The sequence below is a fragment of the Sediminicola luteus genome, assembly GCF_002514735.1.
Classification (GTDB): Bacteria; Bacteroidota; Bacteroidia; order Flavobacteriales; family Flavobacteriaceae; genus HQA918.
Window position 1 is genome coordinate 1 of sequence record NZ_NBWU01000001.1, and the last position, 25,642, is coordinate 25,642.

General features: G+C 44.4%; 23 protein-coding genes and 1 rRNA gene. 15 read left to right on the forward strand and 9 right to left on the reverse strand.

Annotated elements, in window-relative coordinates; translation table 11 throughout:
* Both B7P33_RS06885 and B7P33_RS06890 read right to left on the reverse strand, forming a co-directional pair.
* Positions 1-99 (reverse strand): 16S ribosomal RNA (locus B7P33_RS06885); the annotation flags it as partial.
* Positions 100-726: 627 nt separating this feature from the next.
* Complete coding sequence (locus tag B7P33_RS06890; RefSeq protein WP_097441257.1) at positions 727-2,835, reverse strand: putative porin; 2,109 nt, start codon at positions 2,833-2,835, stop codon at positions 727-729.
* A gap of 141 nt (positions 2,836-2,976) precedes the next feature.
* On the opposite strand from B7P33_RS06890, the gene B7P33_RS06895 reads away from it, so the two are divergent.
* The 5 genes from B7P33_RS06895 (at position 2,977) to B7P33_RS06910 (ending at position 10,600) form a co-directional block, all read left to right on the forward strand.
* The gene (locus tag B7P33_RS06895; protein ID WP_097442258.1) at positions 2,977-3,573 is read left to right on the forward strand and encodes a ribonuclease HII; all 597 of its coding nucleotides are present in this window, start codon (positions 2,977-2,979) and stop codon (positions 3,571-3,573) included.
* Positions 3,574-3,826: 253 nt separating this feature from the next.
* A complete protein-coding gene (locus B7P33_RS06900) occupies positions 3,827-6,286 on the forward strand; it encodes a ribonuclease HII (RefSeq protein WP_097441258.1) in 2,460 nt (819 codons plus the stop codon).
* 259 nt (positions 6,287-6,545) lie between these two features.
* A complete protein-coding gene (locus tag B7P33_RS06905) occupies positions 6,546-7,217 on the forward strand; it encodes a TapB family protein (RefSeq protein ID WP_097441259.1) in 672 nt (223 codons plus the stop codon).
* Positions 7,218-7,317: 100 nt separating this feature from the next.
* Complete coding sequence (locus tag B7P33_RS19355) at positions 7,318-7,815, forward strand: hypothetical protein (protein WP_172435880.1); 498 nt, start codon at positions 7,318-7,320, stop codon at positions 7,813-7,815.
* Positions 7,766-10,600, forward strand: a complete 2,835-nt coding sequence (locus B7P33_RS06910; protein WP_172435881.1) for a CHAT domain-containing protein — start codon at positions 7,766-7,768, stop codon at positions 10,598-10,600. Before B7P33_RS19355 ends, B7P33_RS06910 begins: the two co-directional genes overlap by 50 nt.
* Here the strand turns inward: B7P33_RS06910 and B7P33_RS06915 are convergent.
* On the reverse strand, positions 10,555-11,346 hold the full coding sequence (locus tag B7P33_RS06915) for a tetratricopeptide repeat protein (RefSeq protein ID WP_097441261.1): 792 nt from the start codon (positions 11,344-11,346) through the stop codon (positions 10,555-10,557). The genes B7P33_RS06910 and B7P33_RS06915 overlap by 46 nt on opposite strands.
* 4 nt (positions 11,347-11,350) lie before the next feature.
* Positions 11,351-11,899 (reverse strand): RNA polymerase sigma factor, encoded by a 549-nt coding sequence (locus B7P33_RS06920; protein ID WP_097441262.1) that lies wholly within the window; start codon positions 11,897-11,899, stop codon positions 11,351-11,353.
* 223 nt (positions 11,900-12,122) lie between these two features.
* Here B7P33_RS06920 and B7P33_RS06925 point away from each other — a divergent pair, with 223 nt between their 5' ends.
* Genes B7P33_RS06925 through B7P33_RS06935 form a run of 3 tightly spaced genes read left to right on the forward strand, consistent with a single transcriptional unit; the run spans position 12,123 to position 14,054 of the window.
* On the forward strand, positions 12,123-12,710 hold the full coding sequence (locus B7P33_RS06925) for a hypothetical protein (protein ID WP_141402408.1): 588 nt from the start codon (positions 12,123-12,125) through the stop codon (positions 12,708-12,710).
* Between the two features lie 26 nt (positions 12,711-12,736).
* Positions 12,737-13,426 carry a collagen-like protein gene (locus B7P33_RS06930; RefSeq protein WP_097441264.1) on the forward strand — a complete coding sequence of 230 codons (690 nt, stop codon included), beginning with the start codon at positions 12,737-12,739 and terminating at the stop codon, positions 13,424-13,426.
* A 4-nt stretch (positions 13,427-13,430) separates the two neighbouring features.
* Positions 13,431-14,054 carry a collagen-like protein gene (locus B7P33_RS06935; protein ID WP_141402409.1) on the forward strand — a complete coding sequence of 208 codons (624 nt, stop codon included), beginning with the start codon at positions 13,431-13,433 and terminating at the stop codon, positions 14,052-14,054.
* A gap of 56 nt (positions 14,055-14,110) precedes the next feature.
* On the opposite strand, the gene lipB is transcribed toward B7P33_RS06935, so the two are convergent.
* From lipB to B7P33_RS06950, 3 genes are all read right to left on the reverse strand, one after another.
* Complete coding sequence (lipB, locus tag B7P33_RS06940; protein ID WP_097441266.1) at positions 14,111-14,818, reverse strand: lipoyl(octanoyl) transferase LipB; 708 nt, start codon at positions 14,816-14,818, stop codon at positions 14,111-14,113.
* A complete protein-coding gene (locus tag B7P33_RS06945; protein WP_141402410.1) occupies positions 14,818-15,600 on the reverse strand; it encodes a hypothetical protein in 783 nt (260 codons plus the stop codon). Before B7P33_RS06945 ends, lipB begins: the two co-directional genes overlap by 1 nt.
* 292 nt (positions 15,601-15,892) lie before the next feature.
* Positions 15,893-16,051 carry a YqaE/Pmp3 family membrane protein gene (locus B7P33_RS06950; RefSeq protein WP_097441268.1) on the reverse strand — a complete coding sequence of 53 codons (159 nt, stop codon included), beginning with the start codon at positions 16,049-16,051 and terminating at the stop codon, positions 15,893-15,895.
* Between the two features lie 139 nt (positions 16,052-16,190).
* Between B7P33_RS06950 and lysS the strand changes: the two genes are divergently transcribed.
* The 3 genes from lysS to B7P33_RS06965 all read left to right on the forward strand — a co-directional run bounded on the left by lysS (position 16,191) and on the right by B7P33_RS06965 (position 20,808).
* A complete protein-coding gene (gene lysS, locus B7P33_RS06955; protein WP_097441269.1) occupies positions 16,191-17,879 on the forward strand; it encodes a lysine--tRNA ligase in 1,689 nt (562 codons plus the stop codon).
* Between the two features lie 202 nt (positions 17,880-18,081).
* Positions 18,082-19,284 carry a S8 family peptidase gene (locus B7P33_RS06960; protein ID WP_216359364.1) on the forward strand — a complete coding sequence of 401 codons (1,203 nt, stop codon included), beginning with the start codon at positions 18,082-18,084 and terminating at the stop codon, positions 19,282-19,284.
* 93 nt (positions 19,285-19,377) lie between these two features.
* Positions 19,378-20,808: an SLC13 family permease gene (locus B7P33_RS06965; RefSeq protein WP_097441270.1), complete on the forward strand. Its 1,431-nt coding sequence runs from the start codon at positions 19,378-19,380 to the stop codon at positions 20,806-20,808.
* Positions 20,809-20,968: 160 nt separating this feature from the next.
* Here the strand turns inward: B7P33_RS06965 and B7P33_RS06970 are convergent, their stop codons facing one another.
* Positions 20,969-21,736 carry a hypothetical protein gene (locus tag B7P33_RS06970; protein ID WP_097441271.1) on the reverse strand — a complete coding sequence of 256 codons (768 nt, stop codon included), beginning with the start codon at positions 21,734-21,736 and terminating at the stop codon, positions 20,969-20,971.
* Positions 21,737-22,299: 563 nt separating this feature from the next.
* Here B7P33_RS06970 and B7P33_RS06975 point away from each other — a divergent pair.
* The 4 genes from B7P33_RS06975 to B7P33_RS06990 all read left to right on the forward strand — a co-directional run bounded on the left by B7P33_RS06975 (position 22,300) and on the right by B7P33_RS06990 (position 24,269).
* Positions 22,300-22,488 (forward strand): hypothetical protein, encoded by a 189-nt coding sequence (locus B7P33_RS06975; protein ID WP_097441272.1) that lies wholly within the window; start codon positions 22,300-22,302, stop codon positions 22,486-22,488.
* Between the two features lie 154 nt (positions 22,489-22,642).
* Positions 22,643-23,113 (forward strand): hypothetical protein, encoded by a 471-nt coding sequence (locus B7P33_RS06980; RefSeq protein ID WP_097441273.1) that lies wholly within the window; start codon positions 22,643-22,645, stop codon positions 23,111-23,113.
* Between the two features lie 127 nt (positions 23,114-23,240).
* Positions 23,241-23,792, forward strand: coding sequence for a porin family protein (locus B7P33_RS06985; protein WP_097441274.1), 552 nt, complete (start codon positions 23,241-23,243; stop codon positions 23,790-23,792).
* A gap of 21 nt (positions 23,793-23,813) precedes the next feature.
* Complete coding sequence (locus tag B7P33_RS06990) at positions 23,814-24,269, forward strand: hypothetical protein (protein ID WP_141402411.1); 456 nt, start codon at positions 23,814-23,816, stop codon at positions 24,267-24,269.
* Positions 24,270-24,359: 90 nt separating this feature from the next.
* Here the strand turns inward: B7P33_RS06990 and hemL are convergent, their stop codons facing one another.
* Positions 24,360-25,640, reverse strand: coding sequence for a glutamate-1-semialdehyde 2,1-aminomutase (gene hemL / locus B7P33_RS06995; protein WP_097441276.1), 1,281 nt, complete (start codon positions 25,638-25,640; stop codon positions 24,360-24,362).
* Between the last annotated feature and the right edge of the window lie 2 nt (positions 25,641-25,642).

Below are 25,642 nucleotides of genomic sequence, written 5' to 3' on the forward strand. Positions count from 1 at the left end.
GGTCGTCATCTGTAGCAAGCTACAATGTTACCCCTCGACTTGCATGTGTTAGGCCTGCCGCTAGCGTTCATCCTGAGCCAGGATCAAACTCTTCATCGTTAAATCATAAATATTATTTACCACTCATGCGATCAAAAATTTCCCGGCCCGATATCGGATGTTCCGTCTATCTAAATCTTCGGTTCGTTCAAAACTTACGTTTTAAACCTTCCAAGTGCGAGTTATAAAAACTCGCTGCTGTCTCTTCAAAATTTCAATGAACTTGTCTTGTTCTTCGCCTTGGCAGCGCTCATTTGTGTAACGCCTTATTGCCTTAGCGGCTGCAAATATAGAACCCTTTTTTTGATATGCAACAAGGATTTTCCAATTATTTTTCAATTTTTTAATCTATCGGCTCTTGTCTGCTGTTTTACAGAACGTTACATTAACTAAATTATTTTAGCAAAAAACAAGCTCCTGTTTACGGAGCCCTCTCCCATTTCCAATTGCCGGAAAAAGCTTGAATTATATCGTAGTGTAAAACATCCCCTCAAATTCAATTACAATCATAAGGGAGTATTTACGGGAACCGTCTTCAACTATCTTAATAAAGCCAAGCTTCCAACTATATCATAAATAAACATTGGTAACACTGTCGCGTTAGGGATTGCAACAGAAAACCCGCAGCCCTGAGGCACGAAGTGGCGCGGATTTGACGTGGAAAGCCCGCCCGAAGGGAACGCCCTATTAAGAAAACAAATTCCAGACGATACCGAAGCGGATCACAAAATCGCGATACGGATAGTTTGGCGCAGCGTAGTATTTGGGTTGTGTGGTAAATAAGGTATTGAAGTGCTCGGCCTTTAAAAAGATACGGGTCTGGCGCACCTTGGCGTTTATAAAGAAATCGAGCAAGGGGTAGTTACCAATCTTCTCTTGGGTTTGTATATAAAACTCGGCCATGAGCGGATTATAGCCATCCATATAGTATTCCCCAAAGTATTTAAAGGTAACCCCGGTTTGCAGATACATGGCCTTTTTGAATACATGCGACGAGTAAAACAGACTATTTCGGGTAACGTATTGGGGCAAATTCAACACTTCTTGGTCTTGATCGACCTGATTGTACATAATGGTATTGGCCAAGGTCCAGCCGCGCCAGGTAAAATCTTTACGATACTTTAGCTTTGCATAATTGATGGTACCCGAGGCCTGCATGGGCTTTATATAGGCAATCTCGGTACTGTTCTCCGGAATCTCATCGGGGACATCGGTGGGAATAAAATAGGTATGGTTGTCGAGTATGGCGTATTGTGCCTCTAAATTTCCGAATTTTTTAGAATTGAATTGCAGCCCAAAACGGTTGACTTCTTCTTTCTTAAAGGTATTGGCATTATACCAAATAAAATTACTGTAGTCGCTATGGTACAACAAGGTATTGAAATCGGGCATTTGGGAAGCTGAATGCAGCTTAAAAGTCAAACGCCCAATCTTGGGCAGATCATAGCCCACGGAAGCCTGTGCGGTATGGCCCGTCATATTGCCCGAAACCCCAATACTCCCTTTTCCGTTCACAAAAAAGTCGCCGATCTTCTTTTCGAATGAGGCACCGGCCAAGATATCTTCGCCTTCTAATCGATTAGGCACTTCGCCATCGGGGCCAATTCGAATGCTATTAAAGTAATAATTATACCAGTTATAGCTAGCAAACACGCCTATCTTACCCAGAATGGGATTGGTAAAGCTTAGCCCTAACTCGTTCTGCATAACCTTTAAGCGTGCCCGATCGGCAATATCGTCTTTTAACCGTGGGCCAAAATACTCTTGCATGCCTGGGAGCTTATCTACCCCGGGCTGGGTATAATCGTAGATTTTGGTCTCGTAATTAAAGGTATGGTGCACCTCTAATGCCGGTACCTTGTGCAGCGAATCGATCTTGCGTTGAATAATATCGAAACCATGCTGAAAATAATAGCGTTTGCCCTGAAGCTTGTTCTTGGCATTATTGAACATGACATTTAAACGCCTTCGGTCGTCAAAGTCGGGGTCACCCGATTCAAACTGGGCTTCTTTTTGTGAAAGACCCCCATTCTCTTCGCCTTCTATGGTTTGCATGGCAATATGGGCCTGAAAATCGTAGCGTCCGTTTTTAGACGAACTGTTGGCCGTTGCCCTAAAATTGCCCGACTCGGCCTGGGACCAACGGTATTTACCCAACGAACGAAAACCTTTGTAGGCCAAAGACAGGTTGGTACGTTCGGAGGTGTTGGCCGCTAGCGATGCGTCTACCAGTTGCCCTTGTTCGAAGGTGGTCTTAAAAAAAAGCTCGGTTAATGGCGTGGGCACATTATAATAGGGTACATCGTCAATTTCGAAATAATTGGCATGCTTGGTATGGGCCCCCATTTCGGGTATGGCCCGATCTATGGTAAAATCGGCCCCAAGTCTGTTATAGGGCTGCCCCATATTAGCAAAAGGCAATTGCTCAAAATCGTCTTTTCGCAGGTAATTGTGCCTGTATTCTTTATCTATGGTCAAGGTAGTATCTACAGCAACCGTATCGCGCTCATGGGATATGATCTTGTAGGCGGCAATGGTAAAATCGCCATAAGGAGATATGCCAAAAGGTCTTTTCTTCTTCTCCCCTTTCCCTATGCTACCCAAATCGGTCTTGGCTTTCTTGGTCTTGGCTTTCTTGGTTTTGGCAGGCTTTGGGGTCTGGGCCGGTTTTCCGTTTACAGTATCTTTAACGGCCAAGTTAACGGAATCGGGTTGTTGTACCGATGGTATGGAATCTTGTTGGGCCCAGAAAAATTGACTCACGAACAAAAGTCCGGCGAATAAGATATATTTCATGCTATCGGGTTACCGGGCAAAGGTACTTTTTTTTGCTATTAAGGAAATTATAAAATTTCATAGCGCTTGCCAAAGTTGAAGAATTGGAAAGAGCGCTACATTTTAATTGGACAAGAATCGGTATACTTGCAAAAACAGCGGATGCTTTTACCTTATCTTGAAACTTGTGATGAAGCCGGTACCGACGAGGCTGGTCGAGGTTGTTTGGCCGGACCTGTTACGGCTGCGGCCGTCATCCTTCCGGAAGGTTTTAACGACCCCATACTTACCGACTCTAAACAACTATCCGAAAAAAAACGGGAAGCCCTTCGCCCTGTTATTGAGGCTGGAGCTGTTACGTTTGGCGTCTGTCATGTGCTGCCCGAGGAAATTGACCAAATCAATATCTTGAACGCCTCCTTTTTGGCTATGCACCGATCTTTAGATCAATTAAAAAATCGACCCAAAATGATATTGGTAGATGGCAACCGGTTTACCCCCTACCCCAATATTGACCACCAGTGCATTATTAAAGGAGATGGTAAATACCTACATATTGCGGCCGCATCGGTCTTGGCCAAAACCTACAGGGATAGCTATATGGAAAAAATACACCTCGAATATCCCATGTATAACTGGAAAAAGAATAAAGGTTATCCAACCCAAGAACATCGTGAAGCTATTCGCGAATTCGGTTTAAGCCCCTACCACCGTAAAAGTTTTAGGCAGTTACCCGAACAACTAAAAATGGAACTATAAGAGCCTGTTTAAATTTTATCCTTCAGTTTTGTTATGACCCTTCCCGCCTGCCGGACGGGCAGGCGGGAATGACCTGTAACCCCCGAATTACTCGGGGCCAAAAACAAAATTTACACAAACTCTAAGCCCAAAGACCAATTTCTTTTTTCCGGCCAACCCCACCAAAAAAGGCAAAAAACTTATTTTTGTGTGCAACGCCCAATGCCCGTATGCAATCGGGTACCCGGCCTAACATCAAGTAAACGAGCAACCCATGCCATATCGCCAACAGCTTCTACTAGTATTCATAGGTCTTTTCGTATTTACCGCTTGTAAAAAAACGGTATCGAGTACCTACCCCATTTTGGATACGGTACCCCAGCATACCGAGGTCTTGATCTCTATCCAAGATTTTGCCCAATTAAAGAAAGGGCTAGCGGAGAATACGGCCCTACAACAATTGAAGAATACGCCAATCTATAAATCGTTACGCGGCGAACTACAGGTTTTGGATTCGGTAGTCTTCCCAGAAGAAAGCCTATTGGCCTTCCTGCCGCTTGGTGAAAACCGCTACGATTATTTAATAAGCCTGCCCAGCGATGGCATAGCCGGTTTTAAGGGAAATATGGCCTTGGACTCGGTATTGGAAATAGATTACCAAGGCGAAAAAATCACCCGGTTCTATCTTAAGGATAAGGAGATGTTTGCCACCGAACTGAATCGTTATACCTTGGTCTCCCCTTCGGCTATCGTAATTGAGAACAGCATCAGGAACCAAGGGAAAAAACCGGGTGACACCAGTTTGGAAAAACTTTTCAAGTTAAGCCAAAACCGAAAAACGGCCAGTATTTTCTTGAGAAGTACTGAAAATAGTGGCTGGACGAGCGCCTTTTTAAAAAAGGGAAACCACCGACTGGTTTCCGGCTTTTCGGACTGGTACGCCTTAGATCTCACCCCACAGGCCAGCGGGTTGCAGTTCAATGGGGTGGCCTTACCCAAAGACTCGTTGCAAAATCTGGGCAACCTCTTTAAGGGTATGCCGGCCCTGGACCATGGAGCCCAAGACATTGCTCCCCTGAACAGTCGGGGACTCTTATCATTCACCTTTGGCGATTTCGACCGTTTCTTAAGAAACCAACAGCGTTACCTAAGCCTGGGCAAACCCAAGGCCCCACATTTTTCGGGTACCGAAGAATTAGCAATAAGCTGGCTGGCAGAGGGCAAAGTGGCCTTGCTCAAATCTTTCGATGGCGAAGCCCTAGACGCCTTTCTTACCCCTTTACAAAGCAATTCCGAGACCTACCAAGAGTACCAAATCACCGCATTAAAGTCGGGGGATTTTCTAACGGAGTATTTTAATCCGTTGATCCGAGACTTTACTGCCAGCCATATGACCGTTATCGGCGACTACACCTTGTTTTCTAATAAGCCAGAAGCCCTAAAGGCTGTTATACGCAATTTTAAAAAAGGTACCGTATTCAGTGGCAGCCCTGTGTATATAGACGGCCGTAACAGTTTAAGTACCCGCTCGGCCATTTTATTTTTAGCTAAAGGTGGTTTTTTGCAACGCTTGGTTAACGCCGACAATTTCAAAAATTTCGCGTGGGACGACAGTGCCCTGGCCAAACAATCGTTAGCCGTTCAGGTGGTGCCTGAAAGTGATTTTGTGCATACCTACCTTCACCTAAAGGATATTGAGGAACAAAGCTCGACACATGCGGTGAGCCCCTTATTTTCCTTTCCGTTGGAGGCCGACTTGGTATTCGGACCACAATTCGTAACCAACCATAGAAGCCGAAAGCAAGAAATCGTAGCCCAAGACGCCAATAATACACTATACCTAATCTCATCGAAAGGCGAGTTGTTGTGGAAAAAACAACTTGGCGGACCCGTTCAAGGCGATATGGCCCAGGTAGATCTTTATAAAAACGGTAAACTGCAATTGGCCTTTACTACCGACGAGCAGTTTATGATATTGGATCGCAACGGCAAAGTGGTAGCCCCATTTGAAATGAGCTTTCCCGGCGGCAACCTAAACCCTTTGGCCGTGTTTGATTATGATGGCACTAAAGATTACCGGTTCGTTATCACCCAAGGACGTAAAATTCGTATGTACAATAATCAAGGTAGCATCGTAAAAGGCTTTACCCATACCGAAGCCAGTGCTCCCATCCCTTCGGCCCCAAGACATTTTCGCTTAGGCCGGAAAGACTATTTGGTCTTTGCCGAGGGCAATGCCCTAAAAATCCGCAATCGAGTGGGTAAGGAACGGGTTAAGAACAAGGCTTCTATAGAATTCACCGAACTGCCCATCTTTATTTATCAAGATAAGTTCAGTGCCATTGACAAAAAAGGAAACTTGGTTCAAGTAGATGAAAAAGGGGGCTTGGCCAGAACCCCGCTTAACCTTAGCACGGATTTCGGGGTAGATGCCACGAACAAAACCTTTGTGAGTATCAGCGAAAATATACTCTCTATACGTGGTAAAAAGACCGAATTGGATTTTGGGGTGTACTCCAAGCCCAAGATTATTTATCGTAACAACAAAATCTATGTCGGCCTTACCGATATTCAGCACGAAAAGGTGTATTTGTTCGATAGCCAATCGCGGCCCATAAAAGGTTTCCCGCTTTTCGGGGTTTCGGCCATGGACATTGGTCAAATGGATGCCGACCAGAATCTGGAGCTTGTATTCGCCGAGACCAAAAACCTCATCAGCGTATATAAAATGTAAGGGAGCCATCACCCAATAGACCCTAGATTCCCTGTTACTTCTAATACAGAACTCCTTCATGTAATTGCGGCTAAAGGCTTCCATCGGTCGCCACTCATTTTCGGCAAGTTATACCAACAGTACAGCCAAAACGACCATCTGTACATCTACGGCATCATTCCTTGTTTTATGGAATATCTTGTCGGGACAAGCCCAAAATGGGTGTTGTTCAACCAAACCCCGTAGTATAAATAAGCTACGGTTTATAACACTTTACGAGATGAAAAAGCTAGTGCTATTGCCCCTCTTGTTTTTGGCTACCCAACTTATGGCCCAAGACGGATGCAGCCGTTTTTACCCTACCGAAAAAGGCACCTCCTTTGAGGTAACCCATTATGACAAAAAGAACAAAGTGAATGCCATTACCGCCTACACGGTGGGCGATGCGACCTCAGATGGGGTTACCTATAATACCGTTGTTCAAAATGACAAAAAGGAGGAAATCGCCAAGGGGAGTTTTGGTATACTGTGTGAAGATGGCGGTATCAGTATCGATTTTAAATCGCTGTTCTCTGCACAGATGCAAGAGCAATATGCCAATATGGAGACATCGTTCAGTGGCACCAATATCGATTTACCGAATGATCTAAGCGTAGGCCAAACCCTTCCGGATGCCAATATGACCATGAAAGTGAATATGGGTGGCATTGGTATGAACATGACCGTGAACATCTTAAATAGAAAGGTGGAAAAACGGGAAGAGATTACCACCCCGGCCGGAACCTTTGATTGCTATGTAATCACCTACACCAATCAATTTAAAATGGGGATGACCAAAAAATTCGATGGTAAACAATGGATTGCCGATGGTGTTGGACTCGTAAAACACGAAGACTACAACAAAAAAGGCAAGGTGCTGAACAGCAGCATGCTTACGGCTTTCCAGAAATAAATCTCCCAGTATTACCACACCCTCCTGTTAACCTTTCACCCAAAAAGGCATAAAGGGTACGGAATCGAAACCTCCATATGCGAGGGTGAAAAACTATTTTATGAAGACCAAAACCATTATCAAACTATTGCCCGCAGTAGCCCTAGCCATGCTCGGCACGGCCTGCTCTTCCGAAACCATCATTTCGGTTCAAGAAAGCGAACAAGCACTTCTTAAAACAACTGCCCCAAAAAAAGAAAGTACATCCAAAACCTTATCGAAAGATATCCTTTGGGAACAGCAGGGCCAAATCTTGGATCTATTATCCAAAAAGAAAATCAGGCCCAAACCGCCGTGCCCAACTAAAGAATGCGCCAAACTTTGGGAAGCCGGGGTTGCTTTAATGCCTACGGAAGTGCTCGAACTGCAACTTACCAACGAAAAAGGTGACCTTTTGGGCGGACTAAGCAAAGAGGCCGTTTACCAAGATGAAAAAAACGGTTTCGAGATTTTTCCTTTATGGTTGGAGGACGAACTTAAAGGCATGGTTTATATTACCGCCAAGAAATATGACGAAAAAGGAAACTATAGCTATATCGAAGAAAAACTGGAGTTCTGAACCGGTAAAAACATCGTTACAACCAGTCCAATTTAATAGCCCTTTAAGCCTACAACCCGTTTGTAGGCTTTTTCTGTTTGCCATATTTTTTGGGAGCTGGCATACCGTACTGGGGCAAAGCGACTGGCTTACCGAAGCCGAATCGTATCTATATACCGACCCCGAAAAAACACAGAACATAACCGATACCCAATGGCCACGTCTTTGGCAAGAAAACCAATGGGAAGCTACACTTACCGCCCTGTTATATGCCAATGAGACCAATTACTATCACGGTCGATTAGGGGCATTAAAAAGCGGTCTTAGCCGTCAAGATTCTCTAATGCAGCTCATGGGGGCGGGTTTAGATAGCGTGCCTGACCAACTGTACTATAAAGTGTTCGGCGAATTTCATCGCTTGGGCTATTACCATCGTTTGGGGCAACACGAAAAATCGAGAAAGGTGGCGACCCATTTGTTGGCATTGCTCAAAGACCAGCCTCAAGAGACCCTGGCCACGGATTATGCCGAGTTTATTACGGCCACCTATGCCACCTTAGCCGTGGGTTTCCAAGATGAATTTCGTTATAACAAAGCCGAAACACATTTAAAAGAAGCCCTGCGGTTACATACCCAGTTCAATCACGATCAAGGGACTTTATTGAACACCCAAAACCTGTTGGCCCAACTTTATGCACGACAACAAAAATGGTCGGCCTCGAACCGCTTATTGACCCAGGCTTTAGATTATTACGAAGCAGTGGGTATTGACCAATTCAAAAACAGTTTTACCTCCTGTGCCATTCTACTGACCGAAAACCTGTATAAGCAAAAACAAACCGCTTTAGCCCTAATGCATTTAGAGCGTTGGAAGCCCTATATAAAATCGGATTACAAATACTTTGGCGCCCTACAATTACAGCATGCCCAAATCTTATTGGAGTCCGATGCCTATGACCAAGCTCTCACGTTGACCGAACCCCTATTGCAGCTAGAAAACGGGAACAGTCAACCATGGAAACTTAAGGCCCAGGCCCATAACCTATTGGGTGACTATTACGGACGAAAACGGCGTTATAAAACTGCTCAAGAACACTACTTGAACGCCTATACCATAGAAAACGCTAACAACCCGGCCGGTTACAAACAACCGTGGAATTTTGAAACCCTGAACAAACGTAGCCAAACCTACACCAAACAAAATACCGAAACCGCTTGGGATTCCATTATCGCCCTAGGCCATGAAGCGGTACGTAAAATGGAATACCTCCAAAAAATTCACCAAGCCGATGGCGATAAGGCCATTTTGGCCCAGCAAGTTTTGCCTTTATTGGCCCAAAGTATAACAGCCTGTCACCAAAAATATATGAAGCAGACTGATCGTAAATGGCTGGAATCGGCCTTTTATTTCAGTGAGAAAAGCCGGAGCAACATTTTATTGGATGCCCTTCAACGAAATCGGGCTACCACCTACGCCGGAGTACCCCATGATCTACTTGAAAAAGAAGCCCTTTTAAAAAGACAATTAACGGAACAAGAGACCCCGGCCGAGTCCACTTCATCTTTCGAGACCAAACGCGAGCTGGATTCCTTAATCACCCAACTCGAAAAATCCTATCCGGCCTATCATAAGTTGAAATACGACCGCAACACCCAATCCCTAATGCAACTGCAACAAAAACTTAGGCCAGGGGAAAGTGTTTTATACTTTATGGTGACCCAAAATTCCGTCTATGGTATGGGCATCACTCTAGACGAGGTCAGCTGGCAAGCCCTAGGTGCCGATGGTAGCGAAGATCCAGCACTCTCGGAATTCATTGGTTTATTGAGCGACCCGAATTCTGATCTAGAGCAAATCCGAATTTTGGGCAACCGCATTTACCAATCCTATGTAGCCCCCGTGCTTCCAGAGGAAAGCCAACGGATTATCATTATCCCGGACGGGCGATTGCAAAACCTACCTTTTGAAAGCCTCTACCACTCAGAGAAGGAACAATATCTTTTGGAAAAAGCACCCATAAGTTACACACACTCGGCCACGCTTTTCGATCAATTACAAAACAACACAGCCCAAACCAACGCCAAAACCCTGGTTCTCGCCCCTAGTTTTACAACTGCGGACGGTTTTTCTCCTTTAGCCCATAACCAACGGGAAGCGGAAACGGTAACCGAAAATTTCCCAGGCCAAGTCCGAGCTGGTAACTCGGCCAGCTTGACCCAATTTAAACTAGACGCATCTAATTACGGCATTATACATTTCGCCACACATGCCCAAGTAAACGATTCCGTTCCCGACGCTTCGTTTTTAGCTTTAAGTCCTACCGAAAAGACTCATCGCTTGTTCATCCAAGACCTATACAATCTACGTATCCCCAGTCAGCTGGTAACCTTAAGTGCTTGTAGTACAGAGCAGGGCAAACAAATTCAAGGTGAAGGGGCCAGCAGTCTGGCCAGGGCCTTTTTTTATAGTGGTACACAAGCTTTGGTCTCTACCCATTGGCAGATTAATGACCGATCTACCGCCCAGATCATGAAAGGGTTTTATGGGGCATTGGCCCAAGGCATGCCAAAAGATGAAGCGTTATTTAATGCCCGGACCCAATTTTTAAGCACCCATAAATTCGATGGATATGCCCACCCCTATTTTTGGGCGCCCTTTGTTTTAAAAGGGAATAGACAACCTATAAAAAACGAAGGTTTACCAGATTATTTTTGGAAATACGCCTTAGCGGGCTTGGCCTTGGGTACGTTAGGGATGCTTTACTCTAAAAGATTCCGTAATTCCTCGGCCTCTTCTACACTATAGCCTTTGTTTCGTACCAATTCCTTCAAACAAAAATCCAATAGTTCTTCTGCCTCATGAGCTTTATAACCTTTATTTCTTGCTATTTCAGTCAAATAAGGTATCGCCGCCTCTGGACTTTCCCTAGTGAACAATAAAGCTATATACCATTTCGATTCCAGCGTAAAGTCCCCTCCTTGGACCATCACGGATTTAAATTGCCCGTAGGCCGCGCTATACTCCTTTTCGGCCAAATAGGCCTGACCTAAAAAAAAGTGGTACTTAGGTACATCAGATCGTGACGCCAATTTCTTTAAAGCAGAAATCGCCCTGCTATAATCGCCCGCATCATAGGCCGCAAAAGCAATCTGTTCTATATCATCATTAGTATCAGCACTTCTGGAAATACTTACAACGGTATTAGGATAGGCTTCATAATATTGCTCAAAAGTATCGCGCCCAGCACCGACATTAGAGCTTAGATACCACAACAAAGAAGTAAGCAGTAACAAGGCCAAACTAGCGGCCATGGCCAGGAAGGATTTACTCTCTCTCCATGACTTGGGTCTTTCTTCAAGGGCCTCTAATTTGACCTTTAAACGCTTGCGTTCGTTCAAGGCTATAGCCTTGCCCAAATCGTATTCGAACGCCAATTTTTCATCCAAAACAGGGCCCTGTGCCCTTAACTGGGCCAATCGTTGGGCCTGGGCCTCGGTAAGCGTATCTTGAAGATAGGCCTTTTGCAAGCTATCCAATTCAGACTGTTCCATGTGATTATCTCATGCGTTCTTTTAGTGTCTTTAAACAGCGCGATTTTTGGCTTTTAACCACATTATCGCTACTATAGTTTCCTTTTTTACGTATGGTGGCAATATCATAACCCTGATAATAAAACCATTTTAGCACCTCCTGGCATTTCTTGCCCAACAAAGCAAACTGATGGGCCAAGATTCGCTGTCGTTCCGTAGGTGTTTCTTCTTCCCCATCGAAAACCGATTCTTCCTCAGTTTGGTTATCCAAAATTGTATCGGCATATACCAAACGGCCCGTTTTACGCAAATGTTCCCGGATCTTGTTTTTTCCGATCGCCAGTATATAGGTTCCTATACTACTTTTCAATTCCTGTAGTTTTCCACTGGCCACATTCTGATAAAAAACGATATAGGCTTCCTGATAAATATCGAGCAAGTCGTGGTCGTTTAGCCCGTATTTACGCCCAAAATTCAAAAAGACCGCGCGGTGTTTTCTATACACCGATTCGAACGCCTTTTCAGATCCGCCACGCAACGCCTCCAGCAACCGCATTTCCTTGCCTCTATCCATTTAATGAAATCAATCGGCTAAAGTTAACATCATTATAAAAAAAACAACCCTCCATGTTAACCTTTTTACCATCACTTCATTAAGCGTTAACCAAACATACCTAAGACATGAGATTAGACAACCTGATTTGTCTGCTTTTTCCCGCTTGGCAATCCATAACCTATCAAATCACCATTAAATAGAAACGAAACCAATGAATTTTATTAACAAAAACCATATCCCAATGAAAAAATGTATTTCAACCCTTGCCGTATTGCTTATCGGTATGGGTACTTACGCACAAATCAATGTAAACCAGCCAAAAATCTCGCCCAAGCTTAAACCCGTGTTGAACACCAATATAAAGATAGATCCCATAGACCTAAATATGAATATGGATAATATTCGTATTGGTATTGAATCTGGGAAAAAATGCTATCTGATAAAAGGGGTTGCCAATGGCCTTTTTAAACTTGAGCGCGGTGATTTTGCCAATAACGTAGTCGGGTATTTCGAAAATTTCAAATACCTATACACCGAGGCCGGGTATCTGAGAAGCGACAATAAACTGTTGCGAAACGACAAGAGATTTAAGAGTGGGAATCATTTTGAGGTCTTGATATACCCGGACCGAAACGACAAAAGGCTCGTTAACAAAAATATGGTAAAGGTAACCTGGTGGACACCAGAGTTACAACTACGCACCTTTTCCCTTAAAAACGTTTCGGTACGCTACCAAAAGCAGGGTATTTTAATTACCGGCGACCACGAAATAGAGGGCAACCCCATGGGCTTTAGTTTCTCTATTACCCAAACCACCTGTTTACAATAACCTAGTATTTAAATTAAATCGATAATATGAAGATTACAATGAAATTGGGCCATGCCCTACTACTTGTCCTGAGCCTTGTTTTGATGGTTTCTTGTGAAGGAGACCAAGGCGAGATCGGCCCACGGGGTATACAAGGCGAACCGGGGCGCGACGGCGTAGATGGCACCAACGGAGTCGATGGTTCCGATGGCCAAGACGGCCAGGATGGCGTTGATGGCCAGAATGGACAAGATGGAGAAAACGGTGAGGACGGGGCAGACGGAAATGCCAATGTAATCGCCTCGGATTGGTTTGGGCCAACCGACCAATATTTTACCGTTAACGGTTATGCGAGATTCGCTGAATTCAATCGTGAAGTACCCGAATTGACCACAGCGATCATAGAAAACGGCACCATTCTGGTGTATGCTAAACTACCTAGTATTGTACCCGATCTTCTCCCTACAGGGCATATCTCACAATTACCCCTACAGATTAACCCAGGTAACCCCAGAAACGAATGGCACTTTGCCTATTTCGCTGGGGAAGGCAACTTGAAAATACGATTGACCCGTTTGGGATCGGCCACACCAGCCACCTATAGTTTTTCAAGCTCCCATAGGTTTCGCTACATCATAATTCCGGCCAATATCGCATCAACTACCGGAAAAACGGCAATAGACTATACCCAAATGAATTACGAAGAACTTACCACCCATTTTAATCTTAAACCTTAATCACATGTACAATACAAATAAAATCACTGACAAACTTCGACTAAGACACATTCTCAGCCTTATCATCTTAATGGTCGGCTTGACCGGATTTACAGCTTGCGAAGGCGACCAAGGCGAAATGGGTCCCGCAGGCATAAACGGACAAGATGGTCGCGACGGGGTAGATGGCCAAGATGGGGAAGATGGTAATGCCAATGTGATTTCAATTCCCTGGACAGATGTCACTTTTGGCGGATTTGGAATTATCCGTCGCCAATGGTTTGAAATAGATGACACACGCATTACACAAGAGGTTTTAGATAATTACGCCGTTTTGGGTTTTATAAAGATAATCGGGGAGGATATAGTTTATTCTTTGCCAGTAAAATTCCCAATATCAAAGTTGATTCTAAATAATTATTTAACCTTAAATACCTATACGCTTCATATAGACGATGAAGGTTCTGGCCCAATGGAAGTGCCAGACCCTGGTGTTATTAAAGTACGCTATGTACTCATAGAAGCCACTAGCATGGCGCCCACTGGCAAATCGGGGCACTCTGAACCCTCTGCCCTTCAAAAAATGCTGGATGCCGGTATCGATACCACCGATTACAATGCCGTGGCCCAATATCTAAACTTGGAGTAGGACACCGTTTTTAAAGCGTGTCGTATAAAAGGTTGCCCAATACCAAAGGGCAACCTTTATTTTTTTTTGAATTCAGCCTCGAAAAGGCTGGTAAAATGGGCCAGTAATTTTTGTTTTACTTCTTCCATGGGTACTTCGGCCTTGCCCAATTCTACATTTAAGGAAGTAACCGCCTTGTCTTTGATCCCGCAGGGTATCATTAAATCGAAATATCCCAAATCGGCATTAACGTTCAATGCAAAGCCATGCATGGTTACCCACCTACTGGCACGTACGCCCATGGCACAGATCTTACGCGCAAAAGGGGTACCCACATCGAGCCAGACCCCGGTTTCGCCTTCCGATCGTTCGGCTTTTAAACCGTATTCGGCCAAGGTACGTATGACCATTTCTTCCAATAACCGCAGGTATTTATGTATGTCGGTAAAGAAATTCTCGAGATCTAAAATAGGATAACCCACGATTTGGCCCGGGCCATGGTAGGTAATATCGCCCCCACGGTTTATCTTATAAAAACTGGCCCCCTTGGCATCTAGCTGGGCCTGATCTACCAACAAGTTGGCCATATCGCCACTTTTGCCCAGGGTATATACATGAGGGTGTTCTACGAACAAAAAATGGTTCCGGGTCGTTTCTTGGGCATTTTGCCTTCGGTTACGGATCTTGGTATCTACAATGGCTTGGAAAAGCCCTTCTTGATAGTCCCAGGTTTCTTTATAATCTTTTAGACCGAGGTCTTGTAGTTCAATGGTTTTGTTACCCATTAGCGTTCAAATTCGACTTCTATATCAAAATACTCCAACTCTTCCTTCATCTTCTTTAGTGGTCCGGTGACTTCTACAGACTTGAAGTCGGAACCGATCTTGGCGTTCGGATTGCTCACCGACTTTACCTTGTACGGAAAACGGTAGACCTGTTTGATCTGTAGCATATCCATAAACTGGCCCATTTCGCCACCGAAAATAGAGTCTTTTTGCGCTATGAATTCCTGCCTGGCCTTTTCAGTCATTTTACGGCTGAAATTCTTTTTACTAAAGTGTGTCGTGTACGACTGCCCCATTTGAAGGAAATCGTCGTCTCCATCTTTTTTCTTTTCCTTGGGTTTACCCCCACCTTTGCTAACCATTTCGCCCAGGTATTCGCCATCCAATTCGCCCATGGCGGTGAACATTTCGGTTAGGTTATCGAGGTTTTTAAAAGGCATATCCAAGGCAAACTCCATTTTACCGGCCGCTTCATCCTCTACATACCCGAACTTCATGGGACGCAGTAACTCCAAGTTCCGTTGATCTTTGGCAGGCAAGAGCTTTATACTGTCCTTGCGTTCATCCAAAATGTCGGCAAAATGCACGGTGGTATCGCGGGCTACCCGAGATTCTTGTGCCGTACTGTCCATACCCTCTTTGGCAGCCGCCATAACCTCCGACATATCCATACCCACGGAATAATTACCACTCCCGTTTTTTTCAAAGACGAATTCCTCTTTTAATTGACAGCTTCCTAAAACAAGGGGCAATACAAGACCCAAAAACAAAATTTTCCGCATGGTTTGATGGTTATGCCCCGGTTCGTTCCGAAAGGCCCTGCAAAAATACGAAATAGGACGGAGGGTAAGCCTACTACTTTTGCTTGGAAAATAAACCAAAAAAATCCGAATTGGGAGAAACCTCTACAAACCTAGTCACTCCAAAACGACCTCGGAAAGCCTATCGCAAGGGTTTCGCCATCATAAAACATTACTGGTCAACCGTATTGCCCTCAGCCCGACCTTCTCCCTGAGGGAGAGGGGGATTTGAAGCCAAATACAAAGTTACCCACCCTAAAGTGGACTTGGCATCTTAATTATCCGGGTTGTTCAAAATCACCAAGGCAGCGATTACCCCGGGCACCCAGCCGCAGAGGGTTAACAGAAATACGATAAGTATGGATCCGCAACCTTTCCCGATTACGGAAAGGGGCGGAAACAATATCGCTAATAATACGCGTAAAAAACTCATAAACTATTTTTTGATTGATTGATACTTATAGGTAGCAAAAAGGGCGATAAAGTTACAAAAACAAACGAAAGAGTTATGCTGGGCCACCCTTTGTGTTCGGGGCAGACTTCCTATATTTGCAGCTTATAATAAAACTGACATGCAGCTATCAGAACAGGAAGCCGTAAGGCGCGAGAAACTGACCAAATTAAGGGCCATGGGCATAGACCCCTATCCGGCCGCACAATTCCCGGTAAACCATACCTCCAAACAGATTAAGGAAGAATATAGCGAAGGGAAACAGGTAATCGTGGCCGGCCGTTTGATGAGCCGCAGGATACAAGGTAAAGCCTCCTTTGCCGAATTACAAGATAGCGAAGGCAGGATACAAGTGTATTTTAACCGTGACGAGATCTGTACAGGGGAAGACAAGACCCTATATAACGAGGTTTATAAAAAACTGCTCGATATAGGCGATATCATCGGCATTGAGGGTACCTTGTTCACGACCCAAGTAGGCGAGCAAACCGTTATGGTAAAAGATTTTAAGTTGTTGAGCAAAGCCTTACGACCGCTTCCCCTACCCAAGGTAGATGCCGATGGTAAGGTTTTCGACGAGTTCAACGACCCAGAACTACGCTATAGGCAGCGCTATGTAGATTTAATCGTAAACCCGCAGGTAAAAGATACTTTTATAAAGCGTACTAAGATTACGAACAGTATACGCGATTTCTTTAACCAAAGGGATTACCTTGAGGTTGAAACCCCTATTTTACAACCCATTCCCGGGGGTGCCGCGGCCAGGCCGTTCATTACCCATCACAATGCCCTGAACATGCCGTTGTACCTGCGCATTGCCAACGAACTTTATCTTAAAAGATTGATCGTAGGTGGTTTTGATGGAGTGTACGAATTCGCCAAGGATTTTAGGAACGAGGGTATGGACCGCACCCATAATCCGGAGTTTACCGTAATGGAACTCTATGTGTCCTACAAAGATTATAATTGGATGATGGACACTACCGAGCAATTGCTCGAGAAAGTGGCTCGCGACTCCAACGGTGACACCCAAGTGACCGTGGGCGAGCATACCATCGATTTTAAGGCACCTTACCCAAGGGTACCCATTTTAGAGGCCATAAAAATACATACCGGAAAAGATGTAGCCGGTATGGATGAAGCCCAATTAAGGGCCACCGCTCAAGAACTAGGCCTCGAAGTAGACGAGACCATGGGCGTGGGCAAATTGATCGACGAAATTTTCGGGGAGCTTTGTGAGCACCATTACATTCAGCCTACCTTTATTACCGACTACCCAAAGGAAATGAGTCCGCTGACCAAGGAACATCGCGAAAACCCGGCCCTTACCGAGCGCTTCGAGCTTATGGTAAACGGTAAGGAATTGGCCAATGCCTATTCCGAGCTTAACGACCCTATTGACCAGCGTGAACGTTTCGAAGATCAATTGAAACTTTCGGAAAAAGGGGACGATGAAGCCATGTTCATAGACCAAGATTTCTTAAGGGCCTTGGAATACGGTATGCCCCCAACATCGGGTATCGGTATCGGGATCGATCGTTTGGTAATGCTTATGACAAACAATGCCTCTATACAAGAAGTATTGTTCTTCCCACAGATGAAACCCGAAAAGAAACCATTGGCGATCAGCGAGGAGGCCAAAGGGGTATTGGACCTATTAAAGGCGGCCGAAAAAATGCCTTTAAACGATTTAAAGGCCCAAGCCGGACTATCGAATAAAAAATGGGACAAAACCATTAAGGAATTGACCAAAAACGATTTGGCCAAAGTTGAAAAAACAGATGAAGGCCTTTGGGTCTCTCTAGCTTAAGATTTCCAAAATCTATAAGATTCAAGGTCGCCCAAGGGCGGCCTTTTTTGGTTTAAACACCTCCATTAGGTAATGACATCCGTTAAACCATAAAGCTACAAAACTATCGTTTTCATACATCTAATACAGTTATTTTGTTATTTGTATATTTTTTTGATCCGTATTTTGTTATATTCGCAACTATTAACTAAACATTAACAACATGAAAAAATACATGCTTTATGGCGTAATGGCAACGACCGCTATAGTTCTTTACAGCTGTAGTACCGATTCCCAGGACGAAACCTTGCAAGAAACGGCAGCCGAAAAAATAATCGAGGTTTCGGAGGTGGAAGATTTCGGGACCTTTACCACCGTCCCAATAGAAGGCAGGTACATTGTGGTATTACATAAAGGCAGCACAAACAATTCGAGTAAAGCCCAAGTTACTTCCAAGGCCCGATCGGTTCTAGCCAAGGCCGGAATCTCAAAAACACCCCAACTCGTTTTTAATACGGCCCTGAGAGGTTTCGTGGTCGAAATGAGTAAATCGGAAGCCGGTGCAGTAGCCAAGAATGGCGATATAAGCTATATTGAACAAGACCGAATGATTATATTGAAACCGGGAAAAGGTAAACCCGGTGGTGGAGGAGGTGGTTCCCAACCACAAGAGACCCCATGGGGTATTGATCGCGTAGGTGGGGCCGCAGATGGCAGCGGATTGACCGCATGGGTAATCGATACGGGGATCGATTTAGACCATGCCGACCTAAATGTGAATGGTACTGACGGATTCTCGGCCTTTACCAGAGGAAAAGATGCCGGTTTTGACGATGGCAATGGCCATGGCACCCATGTTGCCGGAACTATTGCCGCTAAGGATAATACCATTGGGATAATCGGTGTCGCCGCGGGCGCCACGGTGGTTCCGGTTAAGGTTTTAAACAGAAGGGGTTCGGGTTCAAATTCCGGGGTAATTGCCGGAGTAGACCATGTTGCCGCCAATGGATCTACCAATGACGTAGCTAATATGAGCTTGGGTGGTGGTGTCTCATCGGCCCTAGACCAAGCCGTTCAAAACGCCGCGGCCACAGGTATTAAATTCGTGTTGGCAGCCGGTAACGAATCGGACGATGCCAATAACCATTCCCCTGCCCGTGCCAACGGTGCCAATATTTATACCATTTCGGCTTCCGATATCAACGATAATTTCGCCTCATTTTCCAATTACGGTAGCGCGGTAGACTACTGTGCGCCTGGGGTTTCTATCGCCTCTACCTGGAAAGACGGCGGTTACAATACCATTAGTGGTACCTCTATGGCCAGTCCGCATGCGGCTGGGGTTATCTTATTGGGCAATCCATCAACCGATGGTTTCGTAAACGGAGATCCCGACGGAAATCCGGATCCCATTATCCACAGATAAAAATGCCCTCAATATAGTAAAGGCCGCCATTTGTGCGGCCTTCTTTTTTTTCCCTCACATTTAACGTAGTTTAGGCGACAAGAATAAAACAGCATGACAATTACCCGAAAACTGGGCCTTATCGCCGGGCCAATTTTGTTCCTTCTAGTAAACTATTTACCCATTACCTTGGTCTCCGATATGGGAGACACCATTATCGCCATTGCCCTGTGGATGGTTACTTGGTGGATAACCGAGGCTGTTTCCATTTCGGTTACCGCCCTTTTGCCTTTGGTGTTGTTCCCCTTGTTAAAGGTCATGCCTATTGATCAGGTGGGTGCCAATTATGGTAGTCCTATCATTTTTCTGTTCTTTGGAGGCTTCGTTATGGCCTTGGCCTTGGAAAAGGTAAACCTGCACAAACGGATTGCCCTGAATATTATCCGACTGACCGGTACCACACCCAACCGGGTGATTTTGGGTTTTATGATCGCCACGGCCTTTTTAAGTATGTGGATCAGCAACACGGCCAGTACCGTGGTCATGCTACCCATTGCTGCCTCTGTTATACAATTGTTGGTCGATGACGAAGACGGGTTTACCAAAAGAGACCGGAATTTTGCCCTGAGTGTAATGCTGGGCATTGCCTTTTCGGCCAATGCCGGCGGTATAGCCACATTGATTGGCACCCCGCCCAATTCCATTATGGTGGGTTTGCTCGAAAACGAATATAATATCGAGATTTCCTTTTTAAAATGGATGGTGATAGGCGTGCCCTTTTCCGTTTTAATGATCGGAATCACCTATTTCGTTTTGGTAAAATGGATGTACTCGAACGGCGACCTTCGTTTTTCCGCCTCTTCCGATATCATTAAATCGGAAATTGAAAAATTAGGACCACTTTCCAAAAGGGAGAAAACCGTGTTGGTCATTTTTGGGGTTACCGTATTCCTTTGGATCTTTAGATCTTTAATCAACAAATTTATTCCAGGCATGGAATTAAAAGATGCCGTAATCAGTGTTTTTGCCGCCATTGCCTATTTTACCATACCCTATGAAGGCAAAAAAGGCCGTTTTGTGCTGGAATGGCGCGACACCGAAAAACTGGCTTGGGGAATCTTGATTCTTTTCGGAGGTGGCTTGGCCTTGGCCAAGGGCATGTCGGCCAGTGGAATCGTGGCCCTAGTTTCCGAGGCCATTTCGTCCGGTAACCTAGGGGTTTTGTTAACAGCTTCTGTATTGATCTTATTAATGCTCTTTATGACCGAACTCATGAGTAATGTGGCCTTAGTTGCGGTATTGGCCCCTGTGGTGGCGGGTATTGCCTTAGGTCTAGATGTTCCGGTTTTACACCTATTAATTCCGGTAACCATGGCCAGTAGTTGTGCTTTTATGTTGCCCATGGCCACCCCTCCAAACGCCATTGTATTTGCCAGCGGCCATATTAAGGTGGCCCAAATGGCCCGGGTTGGGTTTATACTGAACTGTATTGCCGTACTGATCTTGATCGGTATGTTTCAATTCGTGATCCCCTTACTGTTTTGATCGTTATCCCTTGACGGTACACTACCTCGGTAAAAGCACAATAAGCAAGCCTGCCCACATTTTGGCAGGAAACCCTTTTGGCGGTGCCCATAAAATAACCCCGCTCTGGGCGGGGTCTAGCTAACTTAAATAATTCAAACCTTAAATGTTATTACTACACTTATTCAGTATAAGGGTTAAATCCGTTGGGTAAATAATCGGCCGTATCAAAATCCAATTCAATAGTTTCCTCTTCCTCTACATAATTGATACTACTTAGGGCCGCTGTACTTTCATAGGCGTCGAAGCCTTCAGGTAACAACTGAGCTACCTCTATTTCTTCCGCTTCCTCTACGTATTCGATGGCATCTAGGTTTACATAACTTTCTTGGGCATCGAAATCAGCGGGTAAATATTCGGAGACCGATGGATCTACCTCATACGCTTCTTCGATAAAGGTTATGGTGTCCAAGTTTAGATAATAGCCATTGGCATCGAAACCATTAGGCAAATAATCTTGGGTATTGAAATCGAATTCGATCGCTTCCTCTTCCTCTATATATTCAATGGTATTCAAGTCAAGAAAATAGGCATTGGCATCGAACCCGTTAGGTAAATAGTCTTCAGTATTGAAATCCAATTCGATTGTTTCTTCTTCCTCAATGTACTCTATAGTACTTAAATCTAGGTAATAGTCGATTTCGATGATTTCTTCCGTTTCAATGAAGTTGATTTCATTTAACGCCAATTCTTGGGATACGGGAATTTCGAAAAGAGACTTGACATCGATGGCCATGGGGGTATCGAATAAATCGTCATTTGAGAACTCGCGGTCAAGGGCGAGGGGTGCATTTCTAGAATAATCAGGAGATACCGATATTCGTTCACTTACTTTGGCGCCCCCAAGAAGGATGATAAAGAGAGCGCCGAGGGCTAATAGATTGTTCATTTTTAATTCGTTTTTTGATGATGATGATTGATTGATTGATGTTGTACCTTGTTCTTTCGAACGTACACTTATAAGACTGCCGAGTGCTTCAATTGTTACACTACCCCATTCATTTTAACAAATAACTAACAACCAAAACCGGGTTATATATAATAGGTATAGGTCAGCATTAAAAAAAATATCCGTTAACTGTTTTTTAGGTTCTTTTTGGAAGTTACAAGAACTATTGGATACCACAATTCGAGATGAATCGGCAACCTTCATCCCGGCCTAATTGACTTTATCATGTTCCTTGGCAAAAAATCTTGGGATTGACCTGGACACCGATAGTCGATGGTTTTTATCCACGAATGGTATTGGATGGTCCGTTAATCGATGAAAAGTGCATTTCAACTTTTAAAAATCTGTAGGATTCCTACAAATCAAAAAATCTTGAATTTTTCACCACAACATAAGGCGATTTCACCACCCTAAAACCCCAATTTGGCAACATTCGATTAACGGTAAGACGTTATTGCCTAATTTTACATCAGCGTTTAAGTCCCAAACTTAACAGACAAATTATGACCTACAAATTCAAAAGTTTATTGTACCTGATGTGCTTTATTGCCGCCTGTGGTGTTTATTACCAAATGGATGCGCAACCAGAAGCTGAATTATTGGCTGATAAAATGGAAGAACCCCAAGAGCAGCCCATTGAAAATGCCGAGGAAGAAGGCCCATTTGCCCATTTAGAATTCAACAAAGAATAAGCTAAGGCAAACGAGAACAACCCACCAACAAAACATACAAAAAGGTCGTTACGAAACTAAAACGTAACGACCTTTTTTGTTTTCCCTACCTCTAAAGTGATTAAACCTTTTCTGGGTACAAGCCATCTTACTAGTAAACAAAAAGAAATTTATCATGAAAAAAACAGTAGTAGTATTGATGGCCCTATTTATGGGACTGACGGTAATGGCACAAAAAAAAGAAGGGCAAATGCGAAAAATGCATGATACCTTCAAAGATATGAGTCCGGAGCAGGTCGCCACCTTGAAAAGCAAAAAAATGGCCTTGCACCTTGACCTATCCGAATCCCAAACACAGCAAATAAAAGCCTTGGAAAAAGAGCGCATAACGGAAATGCGCGCCCAGCATGAAGCACGTAAGGCGCAAAAGGAAAAAGGGGAGGCCCAAGATGCCGACACCCGCTTTAAAATGATGGAAGCCCGATTGGACCAGCAATTGGCCCATCAAAAACAAATGAAACAAATTCTGAATGCCGAACAATATGAGCAATGGAAAAAAATGCGGCATAAAAAGGAGGCCATGGTTAAGCGGTCACAAAAGAAGAAAAAAATGCACAAACGCATGAAAAATGGGGAACGGAAATAAAACCTTATAGCCCCATACCAATACATTGAAAAGACCGGTAAAAAACCGGTTTTTTCTTTTTGACCTAGGTCAAGAATAAAAAAAACGAAAGGCCTGAATTTTGTCCCATAATCTTAAAACAAGTGTTATGAAAAATTGGATCTTTCTAAGTTTTATGCTAGTATCGGTTATGGGTTTTGCCCAATCCGACCAGAATGCCTATAGAAATGTATCGGTTGAATTCGGACCTAAAATAGGCCTTAACAGGGCTACAGTTACCGATGGCGATTACTTGACCGGGTTTACCGGAGGCTTTTTTGTTGAAATACCCATGGGTAAGAAATTGGCCTTGCGTTCCGAGTCCCTGTTTTCACGCCAAGGGGCAAAGGCCAAAGGAAGCACTCCTGAACTAAAACTAAACTATCTCAATTTCCCTATTTTGGCCAAATACTATCTGGGGGAAAAATTCAGCTTTGAAGGCGGACCCCAGATCGGTTTTCTCCTCAGCGGAAAAGGAGGCAATTTAGTCACCGACGACTATAAAGTGGTCGATTTCTCGGTAGCCATGGGGGTGAACTACCGCATCATTGACCAAATAGAAGTAGGGCTACGCTTTACCCCAGGTTTAACCGATATTACCAAACCCCGCGGGAACGTAAAAAATACCGTATTCCAGTTGGGACTTTCATTCAGTCTATAAATAACATTAAAAAATAAAACCATGAAGTATATGAAATCCCTTTGTATGGCTTTCGCCTTATTGTTACCCAGTCTTTTTTTCGCCCAAACGGTAGACAAGGAAATCGATAATGCATTAAAAGAAGCCTTTAAAGAATACAAAAGCATCGTTTCGCCCTATATCGAAGTTTCCAAAGAAAATGAAGAAGGCTATTGGAATATTGTTAAGGAATACCGCACCGAATACAACGAGATCTTTAAAAACCAAGTGCTATTGCTCTCAAAAGATGTAGCCCTGATGTCTCCCAAGGAAATAACCGATTTCACCAAAGAAATCAAAGGTTCCCAAAAGTCACTGGAAAAGGTACGCCAGAAATATTACGGGCGTCTAAAAAAGGTCTTGGCCCCGAAAGAAGTACTTAAGTTTATGCAAGTAGACCATTTTTTGAATATTTACCGCGAATACAAATTGGCATCCTATACCCCTTGGGTAAAATAGCCAAAATACTAACCATAAAAAAAGGGCCGGAAAAACCGGCCCTTTTTCTTTTCAAATAGGTAACTCTCCTGTGTATTGGAGGGCCACTTTTTATGCAAAGGTCTTTTCAACAGCAGCTATGGTCTTATCGAGATCTTCGTAAGACAAAGCATCGTTCAGGAAATAGCTTTCAAAGGCCGATGGCGGTAGGTATACCCCTTGGGCAAGCATTCCATGAAAATATTTCTTAAAAGTATCGTTATTGCCCTTGGCCGAACTTTCAAAGTCGATTACGGGATCTTCGCAGAAATGCACCGAAATCATAGACCCGTACCTATTGATTTGGTTTACGATACCCTTTCGCTCCAATACCTGGGCAATACCTTTATGCAAATGCTCGGTTTTTTGCGCCAAACTTTCGAATACACCCGGATTATCATTCAATTCGGTAAGCATGGCCAACCCAGCACTCATCGCCAAAGGATTCCCACTTAAGGTTCCGGCTTGATAAATAGGCCCTTCCGGGGCCAAATGGGCCATAATCTCGGCACGGGCGCCAAAGGCACCAACGGGTAGGCCGCCACCGATTACTTTACCAAAACAGGCTATGTCGGCCCGGATACCCAAAGCTTCCTGGGCCCCGCCACGACCCAAACGGAAACCGGTCATAACCTCATCAAAAATCAACAGGGCCCCATGGGCATCACATAGTTCACGCAAGCCTTCCACAAACCCGGGTTGGGGTACGATACAGCCCATATTTCCGGCAACGGGTTCTAGAATTATTGCAGCTATCTCTCCTGCATTAGCCTGAAACAGTTCCGATACATTTTCCAAATCATTGTAACGGGCCAGTAAAGTGTCTTTCGCTGTGCCTTGAGTTACCCCCGGACTATTGGGCGCCCCAAAAGTAACGGCCCCACTACCTGCTTGGATCAAAAAGGAATCGGAATGGCCATGGTAACAACCGGCGAACTTTATGATCTTATCACGACCCGTATAACCACGGGCCAAACGTACGGCACTCATACAAGCCTCCGTTCCGCTATTTACAAAACGGATTTTATCTATATGGGGTACCATGGACACGGCCAGTTGGGCCAATTCGGTCTCAATTTGCGTTGGCATTCCAAAAGAAGTTCCTTTTTTTGCCTTTTCAATAACAGCGTTGATTACAGGTTCATGGGCATGACCCAAAATCAAGGGCCCCCAAGAGGCGATATAATCGATCAGGGTATTGCCGTCTTCGTCATAGAGATAGGCGCCTTTGGCCTCTTTTACGAATATAGGGTTACCCCCAACGGCCTTAAATGCCCTTACGGGAGAGTTAACCCCACCCGGAATTACCTTTTGCGCTTCTGCGAATAGCGCACTACTTCTTTGATAAAGCATAG

What these genes read in the sequence shown, in the direction of transcription:
- B7P33_RS06905 (WP_097441259.1), top strand. Translation starts at nt 6,546, where the DNA reads ATGAAAAAGCTAGTGCTATTGCCCCTCTTGTTTTTGGCTACCCAACTT.
- B7P33_RS06945 (WP_141402410.1), bottom strand. Translation starts at nt 15,600, where the DNA reads ATGCGGAAAATTTTGTTTTTGGGTCTTGTATTGCCCCTTGTTTTAGGA.
- B7P33_RS06915 (WP_097441261.1), bottom strand. Translation starts at nt 11,346, where the DNA reads ATGGAACAGTCTGAATTGGATAGCTTGCAAAAGGCCTATCTTCAAGAT.
- B7P33_RS06910 (WP_172435881.1), top strand. Translation starts at nt 7,766, where the DNA reads ATGACGAAAAAGGAAACTATAGCTATATCGAAGAAAAACTGGAGTTCT.
- B7P33_RS06980 (WP_097441273.1), top strand. Translation starts at nt 22,643, where the DNA reads ATGAAAAAAACAGTAGTAGTATTGATGGCCCTATTTATGGGACTGACG.
- B7P33_RS06890 (WP_097441257.1), bottom strand. Translation starts at nt 2,835, where the DNA reads ATGAAATATATCTTATTCGCCGGACTTTTGTTCGTGAGTCAATTTTTC.
- B7P33_RS06895 (WP_097442258.1), top strand. Translation starts at nt 2,977, where the DNA reads ATGCTTTTACCTTATCTTGAAACTTGTGATGAAGCCGGTACCGACGAG.
- lysS (WP_097441269.1), top strand. Translation starts at nt 16,191, where the DNA reads ATGCAGCTATCAGAACAGGAAGCCGTAAGGCGCGAGAAACTGACCAAA.
- B7P33_RS06935 (WP_141402409.1), top strand. Translation starts at nt 13,431, where the DNA reads ATGTACAATACAAATAAAATCACTGACAAACTTCGACTAAGACACATT.
- B7P33_RS06990 (WP_141402411.1), top strand. Translation starts at nt 23,814, where the DNA reads ATGAAGTATATGAAATCCCTTTGTATGGCTTTCGCCTTATTGTTACCC.
- B7P33_RS06985 (WP_097441274.1), top strand. Translation starts at nt 23,241, where the DNA reads ATGAAAAATTGGATCTTTCTAAGTTTTATGCTAGTATCGGTTATGGGT.
- B7P33_RS06900 (WP_097441258.1), top strand. Translation starts at nt 3,827, where the DNA reads ATGCCATATCGCCAACAGCTTCTACTAGTATTCATAGGTCTTTTCGTA.
- B7P33_RS06950 (WP_097441268.1), bottom strand. Translation starts at nt 16,051, where the DNA reads ATGAGTTTTTTACGCGTATTATTAGCGATATTGTTTCCGCCCCTTTCC.
- B7P33_RS06960 (WP_216359364.1), top strand. Translation starts at nt 18,082, where the DNA reads ATGAAAAAATACATGCTTTATGGCGTAATGGCAACGACCGCTATAGTT.
- B7P33_RS06930 (WP_097441264.1), top strand. Translation starts at nt 12,737, where the DNA reads ATGAAGATTACAATGAAATTGGGCCATGCCCTACTACTTGTCCTGAGC.
- B7P33_RS06970 (WP_097441271.1), bottom strand. Translation starts at nt 21,736, where the DNA reads ATGAACAATCTATTAGCCCTCGGCGCTCTCTTTATCATCCTTCTTGGG.
- B7P33_RS06975 (WP_097441272.1), top strand. Translation starts at nt 22,300, where the DNA reads ATGACCTACAAATTCAAAAGTTTATTGTACCTGATGTGCTTTATTGCC.
- B7P33_RS06920 (WP_097441262.1), bottom strand. Translation starts at nt 11,899, where the DNA reads ATGGATAGAGGCAAGGAAATGCGGTTGCTGGAGGCGTTGCGTGGCGGA.
- lipB (WP_097441266.1), bottom strand. Translation starts at nt 14,818, where the DNA reads ATGGGTAACAAAACCATTGAACTACAAGACCTCGGTCTAAAAGATTAT.
- hemL (WP_097441276.1), bottom strand. Translation starts at nt 25,640, where the DNA reads ATGCTTTATCAAAGAAGTAGTGCGCTATTCGCAGAAGCGCAAAAGGTA.
- B7P33_RS19355 (WP_172435880.1), top strand. Translation starts at nt 7,318, where the DNA reads ATGAAGACCAAAACCATTATCAAACTATTGCCCGCAGTAGCCCTAGCC.
- B7P33_RS06925 (WP_141402408.1), top strand. Translation starts at nt 12,123, where the DNA reads ATGAAAAAATGTATTTCAACCCTTGCCGTATTGCTTATCGGTATGGGT.
- B7P33_RS06965 (WP_097441270.1), top strand. Translation starts at nt 19,378, where the DNA reads ATGACAATTACCCGAAAACTGGGCCTTATCGCCGGGCCAATTTTGTTC.